The following is a 13,286-nucleotide window of genomic DNA, read 5'->3' on the forward strand; positions in this document are numbered from 1 at the left end:
AATTGTAAAGCAGTTTATTAAAAACTGTATTTGAAATCTATATTGATGAAGATAGGTATTGTTTGTTACCCTACATTTGGCGGTAGTGGTGTTGTGGCTACAGAATTAGGAAAAGCGCTGGCTGACGAGGGTCACCAGGTTCATTTTATTACATATAGCCAACCGGCAAGATTAGATTTTTTCTCCGCTAATCTATTTTATCACGAAGTATCCGTAAGAGATTATCCATTATTCGATTATGCACCCTACGAATCTGCATTGGCGAGTAAGCTGGTAGATGTAGTGATGTTCGAGAAGCTCGATATTCTGCACGTGCATTATGCTATTCCACATGCATCGGCTGCTTTTATGGCCAAGCAAATCCTGGAAACTTACGGGATACACATTCCGTTTGTAACTACGCTGCATGGAACTGATATTACACTGGTGGGAAAAGATCCGACCTATAAACCTGTAGTTACTTTTTCAATCAATAAATCTGACGGTGTTACTACGGTTTCGGAAGATCTGAAGAAGGATACGAATAATCATTTTCCGATTACCACGGAGATCAAGGTAATTCCTAATTTTATTGATTTTAACAGATTTAGTCTGCAGCCAAAAGGTCATTTCAAAAAGGCTATTGCGCCAAATGATGAAAGGATTCTGATCCATACCTCTAATTTCCGTAAGGTGAAACGAACCTCTGATGTGATTAAGATGTTTAAAAAGGTGCTGGAGAAAATACCGTCTAAGCTTTTAATGGTGGGTGATGGACCGGACCGTGCCAATAATGAACAGTTATGCCGTGATTTGGGGATCTGCGACCATGTCCGGTTTTTAGGTAAGCAGGATGCGATAGAAGAAATCCTGTCTGTATCTGACCTGTTCCTGATGCCATCTGAAACTGAAAGTTTTGGTCTGGCTGCATTGGAAGCGATGGCCTGCAAAGTGCCTGTAATCAGCTCCAATGCTGGTGGTTTGCCAGAATTGAATGTGGATGGTTACTGCGGTTACATGAGTAATGTAGGCGATGTGGAAGATATGGCCGCAAAAGCTGTGCTGATCTTAGAGAATGATGATACACTCAACCAATTTAAAGAAAATGCCTTTAAAAGGGCTCAGGACTTTGATCTGAAAAAGATCTTACCCATATATATCGACTTTTACAATGAGATTATTACCAAACATCTTGCTAGGCATGCAGATGCGGTGAAAATGGCATAAGCCGATATCACTGGATATAAAAAAGCTTCCTTTCCTGATCAGGAAAGGAAGCTTTTTTATGCTCTTCTATTTATTTTTTAGGTACAAATACAAAACATACCGGTGCGCCAAGGGCGATCCTTTTGCCTGTATCTGTAATTGCACCTGTAATTTGATTACGTTTGAAAATCACGACGTCGTTAGTGTACTGGTGACCTACCAAAAGCCATTTGCCGCTGGGATCTATCACAAAAGCCCTTGGGCCTTTTCCTAAGGTGCCGGATTGACTTTTTTTAATCAGCTGTCCGTCTTTCTGAATTGCAAAAACAGTAATGTCATTTGCCGTACCCCTGTTGCTGGCATAAAGAAATTTACCATCCGCAGAGATCTGTATATCAGCAGAACCTATTTCTCCTTTGAAGTCTTTTGCAACAATATTGGTTTCCTGGATCTTTGTTAAAAGACCATCAGTATAACTGAATACGGTTAAATCACCCTGCATTTCCTGGATCAGGTAAGCAAATTTGCCATTCGGACTAAAAACGATGTGTCTTGGTCCGCTGCCCGGTTTGATATTTATACTGTCCTTAACCTCTAAAATATTATTGGCAGCATCACGGTTATACGCATAGAGATAAATTTTATCCTCACCAAGATCATTGACAATTACCTGTTTTTTATCCGGACTAAACCTCACCATGTGTACATGTGCACTTTTCTGCCTTGCGGTATCTATGCTTGATCCTGTGTGCTGTATGACCTGTTTTGCAGCCGTAAGTGCTCCGCTTGCATCTTTTCCGAATACAGCAATGCTGCCACTGGTATAATTTGCTACGATCACATTTTTCTCATCTGAAATCAGGTAACAAGGATCCTGTCCTTCAGCAGCCTGTTTGTTTAAAAAACTCAACTTACCCACAGCTGCGTCAAAACTAAAGGCACTTACCGTACTTTTAACCCCGTCTTCATTTACTGCATAAACAAACCTTTTTGAAGGATCTACGCTCAGAAAACTGGGATTTACACTTTTCTCTACAGTATTTGCTTTGAAAGTTGCCGTATTGGTATTGAAATCATAAACATAAATACCCTCACTGTTGCCAGGAGTGGTATAAGTGCCTATAATTAAGTTGTAGTCAGCTTTTTGAGCTTGTGCAGTCAGCGTAAAAGCCATAACAGCGAGCAGGTAAAGTGTTCGTTTCATTTTATTCAGGTCTACTTGATCAGATGTTTGATCTGAATCAGTTCATGTTCTTCTAAATAGCGCCATCTTCCACGTGGAAGGTCTTTCTTAGTCAGGTTACCATAAACTACACGGTCCAGTTTCACCACTTCATAGCCTAAATGCTCGAATATTCTGCGGACAATCCTGTTTTTACCACTATGGATCTGGATACCTACTTCACGTTTTGATCCACCGGCAACATAAGATACTGAATCTGGTTTAATAATCCCATCTTCAAGCTCTAACCCAAACTGTATTTTGTTTAAATCTCCCTGGCTTAAGCTTTTGCTTAATTCTACATGGTAGATTTTAGTGATGCCGTTTTTAGGATGTGAAAGTTTATCCGCAAGGTCACCATCATTTGTCATTAACAACAAACCAGTAGTGTTACGGTCTAAACGTCCTACAGGATAAATACGTTCTCTGCTTGCTTTCTCTACAAGAGACATTACCGTACGTCTTTCCTGAGGATCATCAGTTGTAGTGATATAATCTTTAGGTTTATTTAAAATCACGTAAATTTTCTTTTCGCGTTTTAACAGTTCACCATTGTAACGTACTTCGTCTTTTGCAGGATCTACTTTATGACCCAGTTCAGAAACAGGTACTCCATTTACAGAAACTACACCTGCAGCAATCAGTTCATCCGCTTTACGGCGTGAACAGATACCGGAATTGGCGATGTAACGGTTCAAACGAATTTTACCATCGTCTACTACACGTACACCTTCTTTTCTTGTGCGCATTACCGGCGCTTCTGAACGGTTCTTAGAGAAAGGTTTGATGACAGAACCATCTTCTCTTTTTCTGAATGGTCTGCTGTCGGTACTTCTGGAAGCACCACTTTTTTTATCTTCGAAATTCCTGAATGGTCTTTCTCCATCAGTACTGTAATTGTCTTTTTTTACATAACTACGGCTTTCATTTCTCGGCATTTCTTTTGAACTGCCTTCTTTGAATGCACGTGGTTTGAAATCTTTCGCACCTGCGCCTCTTGGTTTGAAGCTGCTGCGTTCTCCATCTCTCGGAGGTCTTGATTTAAAGTCTTTATTTTCACCTTCTTTTCCGCCCCTTGGTTTGAAGCTGCTGCGCTCTCCATCTCGTGGTTTGGAATTACTGCGTTCTCCGTCTCTTAGAGGTCTTGATTTGAAATCTGAAGTGCCTTCAGAACTTCCACCGCTGCTTCTTGGTCTGAAGTTATTACGGTCTCCATCTTTTGGAGCCTTTGCCTTAAAGTCTTTGGAACCGCCGAACTTCGTATTGTCTTTCCCCTCTTTATCCTCAAACTTGTTTTTTCCCTTGTAAGAACTATCAGTTCCACTACGGCTTCTACCTGTTGTGCTTCGGTTTCCCGGTTTGGACTTGTCATCCCGACTGTTCCTGTTGTTGTTATTTATCATGATACGCTGTTAACCACATAATTAATGTGGGGTGCAAATTTAAGAAAAATAGCTTAAATAGCAGCCGATATTTTCCATCCTAATGTTAAATTAAAAATACGCTCCTATGCATGTTTAAACAGGTCTTTTGACCCTAAATTCTGTAATAGCTTGATAATTAGGTTTATATATTGTATGTTTGCAGGCGTTTTATATTAGTTCACCAAAAAAAGGAGGAAAATGATAAAGAAACACATAATAACATGTACGGTAATTTTAGGATTACTGGTTATGGCAAAAGTGTTTGCTTACAACATGCCCCAAGCAGCAAAAAGTACAAAAAAAGTTACCACTACCACAACAATTACTACCATAACAAAAGAGCCGAAATCTCTCATGGCTCAGTTAAATTTTGCAGAAGAATCTTTACCGAAGGGCGATGTCCGGGTAGAGCGAAAAATGAAGAAAGTTCTTGCTGCATACACTTACAGTCACCTGCAAACAAATCGTTTACACCGGATGGCAGCAGAATGGTTCCCTGTTATAGAACCTATTCTTGCAGCATATGGCATACCTAATGATTTCAAATATGTTCCACTTGTGGAATCGGGCTTACAGGGTGGCATGTCACCAAAAGGCGCAAACGGGTTCTGGCAATTTATGCCTGGTACTGCACGCAACTATGGTTTGAAAGTTAATTCATCAGTTGACGAGCGTAAAAACTTACGTAAGTCTACTATTGCAGCCTGTAAATACATCAAAGAACTCTATGGTGTTTTTGATAACTGGGCTTTGGTTGCTGCCGCATATAATGTGGGCGACAATCATATGAAAAAACAGATCAACAGACAGAATCAGGACAATTATTTTAAAATGAAGCTTAACCGGGAAACTGGTGGTTATGTTTATAAACTGATTTCAATGAAACAGATCATGGAATATCCTGTCCGTTATGGTTATGCACCTAAAAGGGAACAGCAGGCTATAAATACGGTCAGAGAATAAAGAAGAATACTGCAATTGGGGAAGGCCGGAATTTATTCCGGCTTTTTGCGTTTTATGCCTTTTCCGGCAATCCTGTTTATGGCTTTTTAATGATCAGAATAAGCTTTTCTATTGATAAAATTTTTAGCATTTTTGTGGCTGCAAATTTGCTGTCTTAATTTCAAAGATTTCAATAGCGTTTTAGATAACATATGAGTAAAAATACCATCGACCTGGGCGAGCAAAAAGATGTTGAAGTATACGGTGCCAGAGTACATAACCTTAAAAATATAGATGTTTCTTTTCCACGAAATAAGCTGGTTGTAATTACCGGTTTGAGCGGAAGCGGTAAATCCTCTCTTGCATTTGATACGATTTATGCGGAAGGACAGCGTCGTTATATGGAAACATTCAGTGCCTACTCCCGCCAGTTTATGGGGGGGATGGAAAGGCCGGATGTAGATAAAGTATCCGGCCTAAGTCCCGTGATTGCCATTGAGCAAAAAACAACCAGTAAAAATCCAAGATCTACTGTAGGTACAATTACTGAAATTTATGATTTTATGCGTTTGCTGTACGCCCGTACGGCAGATGCTTTCTCTTACAATACAGGGGAGAAAATGGAGCGGATGAGTGAAGATCAGATCCTGGATAATATTTACAAAAAATACGAAGAGCTGCCTGTTAACATTCTTGCTCCGGTAGTCAAAGGACGTAAAGGACATTACAGGGAACTTTTTGAACAGATCCGTAAACAGGGATACGTGAAAGTGCGTGTAGATGGGGAAATTCAGGACCTGACTGCAAAAATGCAGGTAGACCGCTACAAAATCCATGACATCGAGATTGTGGTAGACAGGCTTATCATCGACAGAAAAGACCATAAGCGTCTGATTGATTCCGTACAAACGGCCATGCGCCTGGGAAAAGGAATTATCAAGATCAGCGACAAGGAGAATAACGTTTCTCACTTCAGTCGTTTTCTGATGTGCCCTACCACGGGAATTTCTTATGATGAACCTCAGCCTAATAGTTTTTCGTTCAACTCGCCTTATGGTGCTTGTGAACAATGTGATGGTTTAGGCTACATTTTCGTAGTAGATAAGGAGTCGGTCATGCCGAATCCGAAACTAAGTATCATGAACGGTGGACTTGCGCCGCTGGGCGAGTATCGTGATATCTGGATGTTCCAGGTGATCAAAGCACTGGCCAAAAAATATAATTTCTCTTTGTCTACCCCGATTGAAAAACTGGGGGATGATATTACTGATATGCTCCTCAATGGCAGTCCTGATTTATTATCAGTAGCGGTTGAATACAATAAGTGGAATGTGCAGAACTATCAGATCACTTTCGACGGAATTATCAAATTGCTGGAAGAGCAGCAGGAGAAAAAAGGAGAGGGTGCTACGGATGATATGGAGAATTTCCGCAAGCTGAAGACTTGTCCTACCTGTCATGGTGCCCGCTTAAAAAAGGAGAGCCTGCATTTCAAAATTGACGGTAAAAATATATTTGAACTGGCAGAGATGGACATCAACAGCATTAAAAGCTGGTATGTAAATCTGGAAGACCGTTTGAGCGAGCGACAAAATACCATAGCCAAAGAAATCCTGAAAGAGATCAGGACGAGGCTGGGTTTCCTTACCGATGTAGGTTTAAATTATTTATCGCTGGACCGTACTGCAAAAACTTTGTCAGGCGGTGAAGCACAAAGGATACGTTTGGCTACACAGATCGGGTCTCAGCTGATGAATGTAATGTATATTCTTGATGAGCCGAGTATAGGTTTGCACCAGAGAGATAACGAACGTTTAATCGGCGCCTTAAAAAACCTGCGTGATCTGGGCAACACTGTATTGGTTGTGGAACATGACAAGGACATGATCCTGGAAGCTGATTACGTAATTGACGTTGGTCCTGCTGCTGGTTTGCATGGAGGACAGATTGTTGCTGAGGGCACCCCGCAACAGATTCTTAAATCGAAAACACTTACTGCTGCCTATTTGAACGGCAGGAAAAAGATAGAAATACCTGCGAAAAGAAGGGCGGGTAACGGACATCAGCTTTCGCTGATCAAGGCAAGTGGTCATAACCTCAAAAATGTTTCTGTAGATTTCCCTTTGGGTAAGTTTATCGCCGTTACAGGTGTATCGGGCAGTGGAAAATCAAGTCTTATTACAGAAACCTTATATCCGATCCTGAACCATCATTTTTTCAGGGCTAAAAAACATCCTTTAGCTTATGAAAAGATAAATGGCCTGAAGGAAATTGATAAGGTAATTGAAATTGACCAGGCACCTATTGGCAGAACACCAAGGTCTAACCCTTCTACTTATACCGGAGTATTCTCTGATATCAGAAACCTGTATGTGCAATTGCCCGAAGCCAAAATACGGGGCTATAAACCGGGCCGCTTCTCTTTCAACGTTAAAGGAGGAAGATGCGAAACCTGTCAGGGTGCCGGAATGAAAGTGATAGAAATGAACTTTTTACCTGATGTACATGTGCCTTGTGAAGAGTGCGGCGGAAGAAGATATAACAGGGAAACATTGGAAGTTCGTTACAGAGGTAAGTCGATCAGCGATGTACTGGATATGAGTATCGAAGATGCCTGTGCATTTTTTGAAAATATGCCGGTAATCTTCCGTAAAATCAAGACACTGAAAGATGTTGGTTTGGGTTATATCACGCTGGGACAGTCATCCACTACCTTATCAGGCGGAGAGGCACAGCGTGTAAAACTGGCCACTGAGTTATCAAAAAAGGATACGGGTAAAACTTTCTATATCCTTGATGAGCCGACTACAGGTCTTCATTTTGAAGATATCAATGTATTGCTGGGCGTGCTGAATGAACTGGTAGAAAAAGGAAATACCGTGCTTGTGATTGAGCACAACCTGGATGTGGTTAAAGTGGCCGACTGGGTAATTGATCTTGGTGAGGAAGGTGGCGCTGGTGGTGGTAAGATTCTTTTTGAAGGTACACCGGAAGGTCTGATCCAGAATCCGATTAGTTTAACGGGTAAGTTTCTGAAAAAAGAGATGGACATTTAATAGACAGCCTGATGATTAATCTGCTTACTGCTGAACAAATGCGTTTAACTGATGCATTTACAATTGAAAACAAACCAGTGTCGAGTATAGACCTGATGGAATCAGCGTCAATGGCTTTTGTGGATGCATTTGTTGAAGAAGTAGGTGATAAAACAACTGCTATAGCTATTTTATGCGGTAAAGGGAATAATGGTGGCGACGGTTTGGCAATAGCCCGCATCTTAAAGGATAGGGGCTACACAGCAATAGCTGTTTACCTCATTGATTTTTCTTCGCGGACTACACCTGAGTATGAGGCTAACCTGGCCCGGTTAAAAGAGCTGGACTTACAGCAGTATAGGGTGACTGCGGCGGAACAGCTTCAGGGTTTGGACGCGGCAGTAATTATCGATGCTGTTCTGGGCTCGGGGCTGAATAAAAAATTAACATCAGCATATGAGCGTCTCGCTGAATTGGTTAATGCATTAGAGGGTCAGGTTATTGCAGTCGATGTGCCCACCGGTTTTCCTGCAGAGGGTATAATTGATCCGGACGATATCTATTTAAAAGCGGACCTGGTGATCTGTTTTCAGCGTCCTAAAATCAATTTCTTTTTCCCGGAATCTGTATTGGCTTTAAACCGTTTCCGTGTGGTTCAAATTGGTTTGGATGAATCTTTTATCGAAGAGCAGTATAGCGGATATCGGTTGGTTGACAAACATACCATTCAGGAATTGTATCAGCCAAGGAAGCCTTTCAGTCATAAAGGTACCTATGGGCATGCGCTGATCATTGCCGGACGGCCTCAGACGATGGGTGCAGCTTTACTGGCTGCCAAAGCATGTCTGCATAGCGGTGCAGGTTTAACTACACTTTCGATTCCCCCGACAGGTCTGACGGCACTGAATACCGCTTTGCCGGAAGTGATGTATCTGGAAAGGGAAGAGCTGAGCAAAGCAGATGTCAGAAAATATAAAGCAATAGCGATAGGTCCCGGATTAGGCACTGGAGATGAAAGTACCAATTTGGTCAAACATATGCTTCAACTCAATGTTCCCCTGGTAATTGATGCAGATGCATTGCATATTCTGGGGGAAAACGAAGATTTAAAAAAGATGCTCAGTCCCGGTGCTGTGCTGACCCCTCATATGAAAGAATTTGATCATTTATTTGGTCGGCATCAATCCTGGTGGGAACGTTTACAAACAGCTAAAGAAAAGGCGGTACAAACTCGCTGTGTCATCTTACTCAAAAATCAATACACTTTTGTGATCAATACTAAAGGAGAGGTGACAATCAATCCAACAGGTAATCCCGCTATGGCGCAGGGTGGAATGGGAGATGTACTCACCGGATTGATAGTCTCATTTATGGCTCAGGGTTATGATGCTGATAAAGCTGCGATTTATGCTTGTTATCTGCATGGTCTGGCAGGTGATGAACTGGCGCAAAACAGAATTAGCGTAAGTGCATCGGAGGTAGCAATGCATGTATCTGCTTCGCTAAAAGGTTTGATCAAATAGATACGCCACCCATGGCTACTAATTTTTCCATAGTAGGGTTGATACTGCCGCCACGTTTTTCCAGCGTAACAGCGAATGCCTGGGCAGTTCCGATTTCTTTCATGGCAACCAGTAATTTCTTTGGCTCTGCTTTGGCGTCAAAGACGCCAAGATCTACAGGTTTACCATTAACCAATGCCCAAAGTTGGTATTGGTGACTTTCATCATTTTGAGGTAAAGCCATTCTGGTATTGTCAACCATTACATGCTGACCTTTTTTATGCCAGTAAACCACCATATTAGCTTCAGGAGCAATCTTTGTCCCTGCCAGCTTCACGATAGTCCATGTAGGGTCTGCGCTCATTGAGGCAATCTGCTGCAAATCTTCATTCTCATCTTTCATGAAACTAACAGTGGCAGCAAACTTTTCTTTACTTTGATTTAAGGCAACGATCTGGTCGTTCGCAATAGCCAGTTTGCTATGTGCACTATATAAAGAGAATACACTAACTACCAGCAGTACTGCGCAGGCGGCCAATGCAAATCTTAAAGTTTTTACGGTACCGGTATGATCCGGGTAAAGTGGTACAATCAGGGCTTCTTTTTCAGGGAGAGGCTCAGCTGCACCAGTAGTTCCGGACAAGGCAGATATTTGTGCAAAGATTCTTTGCTCTAAACCTGAGGTAGGTTGTATGGCATGTTCCATTGCATACTGCTCCAGAGCGATTTCAATAGCGTTGATCTCCTCTTTTACAGCAGGATATCTTTTCGCCATTTCCTCGACTTCTAACTGCTCTTCAGCAGTTAACTGTCCTAAAACATAAAGTTCGAGTTTGCCTGATTCTATATATGCTTTTGCTTCTTCCACTTAATTAAAATACTTTCTTAGTTCCAAAATAGCCATCCTGATCCTGGTTTTCACAGTACCTAATGGTAGATCTAACTCTTCTGCAGCTTCAACCTGTGTATATCCTTTAAAGTATACCAATTCTAAGACGTTAATAAAATCCGGTTTAAGGGAATTGACCATGTCTTTCAGACCCAGGGTGTCAGCATTAAAAGAAACCTTTCTTTGCGAGTCAATAAAATCTACGTTATTTTCTATGTCTTGGTTTTTGCTGGCATTTCTAAAATCTTTAGATCTTAGTTTGTCAATGGCTAAATTGCGGGCAACATTCATCATCCATGTGAATAAACGGCCTTTGGAGCTATCATAACTCTCTCCTGAGTTCCATATTTTTATAAAAGTTTCCTGTAACAGATCTTCGGATACTTCCGGATGTTGTACGATTCTTGTAATTACACCCAGTAAAGCTGCAGAATACATATCGTATAATGCTTGAATAGCAATGGTTTCCTGCGCCTTTAGAGCGCGGACGAGATCTTCTTCCGTGAGGGATATTTTATTTGTTGCTGCCAAGTTTGCTAATATAAAAAAAATATAACAAGTCCAACATTATATTTGTTTGCACTCGTGAGGCTTAATCTAGAAATCAAATAAGTGTTTTTCTGCGTGGTAAGAAGACCTTACCAATGGTCCGCTTTCTACATATTTAAGCCCTTTAGCTAAGCCTATTTCTTTATATTTTGCAAATTGATCGGGGTGGATCCAGTCTACTACCGGGTGATGGTTACGTGTTGGCTGGAGGTATTGTCCCAAAGTAAGGATATGAACTCCGTTGGCCACCAGGTCATCCATTGATTCCAGTACATCATCTTCAGTTTCTCCTAAACCCAGCATAATACCTGTTTTAGTTCTAAGGCCGAATTCAGAAATTCTTTTCAGGCATTCCAGACTCCTGTCATATTTCGCCTGTACACGTACCTGTTTTGTTAAGCGGCGCACGGTTTCAATGTTATGAGACATTACTTCGGGGCGTTCTTCCAGTACGCGGTATAGATTATCCCATATTCCCCTGAAATCGGGAATTAGTGTTTCAAGCGTTGTTTCCGGGCTTTCTCTTCTGATGGCCTGAAGTGTTTCCGCCCAAATAATTGAACCACCATCTTTCAGGTCATCACGATCCACAGAGGTAATTACACAATGTTTAACCTGCATTAACTTCACAGAGTTGGCGATACGGTTTGGCTCATCCGTGTCCACTGCCTTTGGTCTGCCGGTAGCTACTGCACAGAATGAGCAGGAACGGGTGCAGATATTACCAAGGATCATGAAGGTGGCCGTACCAGATCCCCAGCATTCGCCCATATTAGGACAATTACCACTTTCGCAAATGGTATGTAACTTATGCGTGTCTACAAGACTGCGTACTTGTGCATATTCTTTACCTACAGGAAGCTTAACTCTAAGCCAGTCTGGTTTACGTTGTACTGTGTTCGCTGAAACAACTGGAAGTTCGATCATGTAGCAAAGTTAAGCAATAGGTTTGAATTGTTATAAACCTGAAATGTTTGTACGTTGTAATGTTATTCATCCTTTCCTGTATTTTATGGGTATGGACTGACAGATATTGTTATCGGGAAAAATAAATGTTAATCTTGTGCTAAATAAATAGCAATATGGCAACTTCAAAAATAACTTATAACGGCGGTTTAAGAACCACTTCTGTGCATGAACGCTCGGGTAATGAAATTATCACCGATGCGCCAATTGATAATAAAGGTAAAGGCGAGGCATTTTCACCGACAGATTTGCTGGCTACCTCCCTGGGAAACTGTATGCTCACCATCGTAGGGATTGCTGCTGCAGAGCATGGCTTCAACATTGATGGCACGACCTGCGAAATCACTAAAATTATGGCTGAAGGCCCAAGAAGGGTGTCAGAAATCATTGCGAATTTTCAGTTTCCTGAAAACAGCTATTCAGATAAAAACAAATTGATTATTGAGCGATCAGCAAATACCTGTCCGGTGTTTTACAGTTTGCATCCGGACATCAAAAAAACGATTACGTTTAATTACTAATCACTTCTCCAACTTCTTCTGCTGAGATGTCGCTATGTGAGGCATCCAGCACGCAGTTGCCGTTTTTAATCAGTAAAATCTGTGGGGACTCATGATGAACACTGAATGTTTCGGCTATCTGTGCAGAAATTGCACGGTAACTGATCAGGTCCAGAAAGTACAGGTTTGTTTCTGGCGGAATACTTTCCCAGTCCATCTCAAATCTTCTCTTCGCCATCATACTTACAGAACAGCGGGTGCTATGTTTAAAAATTAAACTATATCCTTCTGCTTCCTTTATCTCACTGATCTGATTCAGGTCAGTTATTTTCTTCCACTCCATTGTTCTTTTCTAATTTTGTTGCGCTTACTTTCTTCGGCTGCCTTTTGGATACGAACTATACGCAGGGCAAATTCTATCCGAACAGGCTTCTAAAAGTGTTATTGCAAAAAATACGCCAATTAATATCATCGCTACTTTCTTCATCTCGTTGTTTTTTCTCTGCTAATCTACGTTATTTCAGAAAAAAAACAAAGCTGATATTACACAGTATGAAGTAAATGCGCCATTTTGATAGCAGTTATTGCAGCCTCATCTCCTTTATTTCCATGTTTGCCGCCAGATCTGTCTAAGGCCTGCTGCAAATCATTGGTAGTCAGTACGCCAAAGATTACTGGTTTGCTATATTTGACACCTACCTGTGTTACGCCATTCGCTACCGCATCACAAATAAAATCAAAATGTTTGGTATCACCCTGAATAACACAACCCAGGCAAATTACAGCATCAAGATCGTTATGTTTTTTCAACAGTATCTCTGCTGCACCTGTAAGCTCGAAGCTGCCGGGAACTGCTATAGAAAGAATATTCTCCTCTTTAACGCCGTGTTTTAATAAGGTTTCAAGCGCGCCTTTGTAAAGGCTGCCAGTTACATCAGCGTTCCATTCTGCCACTGCGATTGCAATTTTATAAGCACTGCCCTCAGGTACAGTAGTGTGTGAGAAATCCGAAAGATTCTTTAATTGTGTTGCCATGGATGCAAAGATAAGTAATACAAACAAAAAAAGGCCC

The 13,286-nt window shown here is 41.4% G+C and carries 12 protein-coding genes; 5 read left to right on the top strand and 7 right to left on the bottom strand.

Annotated features, from left to right (window positions below; translation table 11 throughout):
* Window positions 1–45 precede the first annotated feature (45 nt).
* A complete protein-coding gene (gene bshA, locus OQX62_RS02665; RefSeq protein WP_265829863.1) occupies window positions 46–1,206 on the top strand; it encodes an N-acetyl-alpha-D-glucosaminyl L-malate synthase BshA in 1,161 nt (386 codons plus the stop codon).
* A 70-nt stretch (window positions 1,207–1,276) separates the two neighbouring features.
* Here bshA and OQX62_RS02670 read toward each other — a convergent pair whose 3' ends face one another.
* Window positions 1,277–2,389 carry a lactonase family protein gene (locus tag OQX62_RS02670; protein ID WP_265829864.1) on the bottom strand — a complete coding sequence of 371 codons (1,113 nt, stop codon included), beginning with the start codon at window positions 2,387–2,389 and terminating at the stop codon, window positions 1,277–1,279.
* An 11-nt stretch (window positions 2,390–2,400) separates the two neighbouring features.
* Window positions 2,401–3,810: a pseudouridine synthase gene (locus OQX62_RS02675; protein ID WP_265829865.1), complete on the bottom strand. Its 1,410-nt coding sequence runs from the start codon at window positions 3,808–3,810 to the stop codon at window positions 2,401–2,403.
* A gap of 270 nt (window positions 3,811–4,080) precedes the next feature.
* On the opposite strand from OQX62_RS02675, the gene OQX62_RS02680 reads away from it, so the two are divergent.
* The 3 genes from OQX62_RS02680 (at window position 4,081) to OQX62_RS02690 (ending at window position 9,331) form a co-directional block, all read left to right on the top strand.
* Complete coding sequence (locus OQX62_RS02680; protein ID WP_265829866.1) at window positions 4,081–4,794, top strand: lytic transglycosylase domain-containing protein; 714 nt, start codon at window positions 4,081–4,083, stop codon at window positions 4,792–4,794.
* 191 nt (window positions 4,795–4,985) lie between these two features.
* The gene (gene uvrA / locus OQX62_RS02685; protein WP_265829867.1) at window positions 4,986–7,829 is read left to right on the top strand and encodes an excinuclease ABC subunit UvrA; all 2,844 of its coding nucleotides are present in this window, start codon (window positions 4,986–4,988) and stop codon (window positions 7,827–7,829) included.
* Between the two features lie 11 nt (window positions 7,830–7,840).
* The gene (locus OQX62_RS02690; RefSeq protein WP_265829868.1) at window positions 7,841–9,331 is read left to right on the top strand and encodes an NAD(P)H-hydrate dehydratase; all 1,491 of its coding nucleotides are present in this window, start codon (window positions 7,841–7,843) and stop codon (window positions 9,329–9,331) included.
* On the opposite strand, the gene OQX62_RS02695 is transcribed toward OQX62_RS02690, so the two are convergent.
* From OQX62_RS02695 to lipA, 3 genes are all read right to left on the bottom strand, one after another.
* Entirely contained in the window at window positions 9,324–10,178 is an 855-nt protein-coding gene (locus OQX62_RS02695) for an anti-sigma factor (RefSeq protein WP_265829869.1), read from the bottom strand. The two genes, OQX62_RS02690 and OQX62_RS02695, sit on opposite strands and share 8 nt — an antisense overlap.
* A complete protein-coding gene (locus OQX62_RS02700; RefSeq protein WP_265829870.1) occupies window positions 10,179–10,730 on the bottom strand; it encodes an RNA polymerase sigma factor in 552 nt (183 codons plus the stop codon).
* A gap of 66 nt (window positions 10,731–10,796) precedes the next feature.
* Window positions 10,797–11,675, bottom strand: a complete 879-nt coding sequence (gene lipA, locus OQX62_RS02705; RefSeq protein WP_265829871.1) for a lipoyl synthase — start codon at window positions 11,673–11,675, stop codon at window positions 10,797–10,799.
* A 155-nt stretch (window positions 11,676–11,830) separates the two neighbouring features.
* On the opposite strand from lipA, the gene OQX62_RS02710 reads away from it, so the two are divergent.
* Window positions 11,831–12,235, top strand: a complete 405-nt coding sequence (locus OQX62_RS02710; protein ID WP_265829872.1) for an OsmC family protein — start codon at window positions 11,831–11,833, stop codon at window positions 12,233–12,235.
* Here OQX62_RS02710 and ytxJ read toward each other — a convergent pair.
* Window positions 12,225–12,557, bottom strand: a complete 333-nt coding sequence (gene ytxJ / locus OQX62_RS02715; protein ID WP_265829873.1) for a bacillithiol system redox-active protein YtxJ — start codon at window positions 12,555–12,557, stop codon at window positions 12,225–12,227. The two genes, OQX62_RS02710 and ytxJ, sit on opposite strands and share 11 nt — an antisense overlap.
* A gap of 200 nt (window positions 12,558–12,757) precedes the next feature.
* The gene (gene ribH / locus OQX62_RS02720) at window positions 12,758–13,249 is read right to left on the bottom strand and encodes a 6,7-dimethyl-8-ribityllumazine synthase (protein WP_265829874.1); all 492 of its coding nucleotides are present in this window, start codon (window positions 13,247–13,249) and stop codon (window positions 12,758–12,760) included.
* Window positions 13,250–13,286 lie beyond the last annotated feature (37 nt).

It is taken from the genome of Pedobacter sp. MR2016-24 (assembly GCF_026239655.1).
Taxonomy (GTDB): domain Bacteria; phylum Bacteroidota; class Bacteroidia; order Sphingobacteriales; family Sphingobacteriaceae; genus Pedobacter.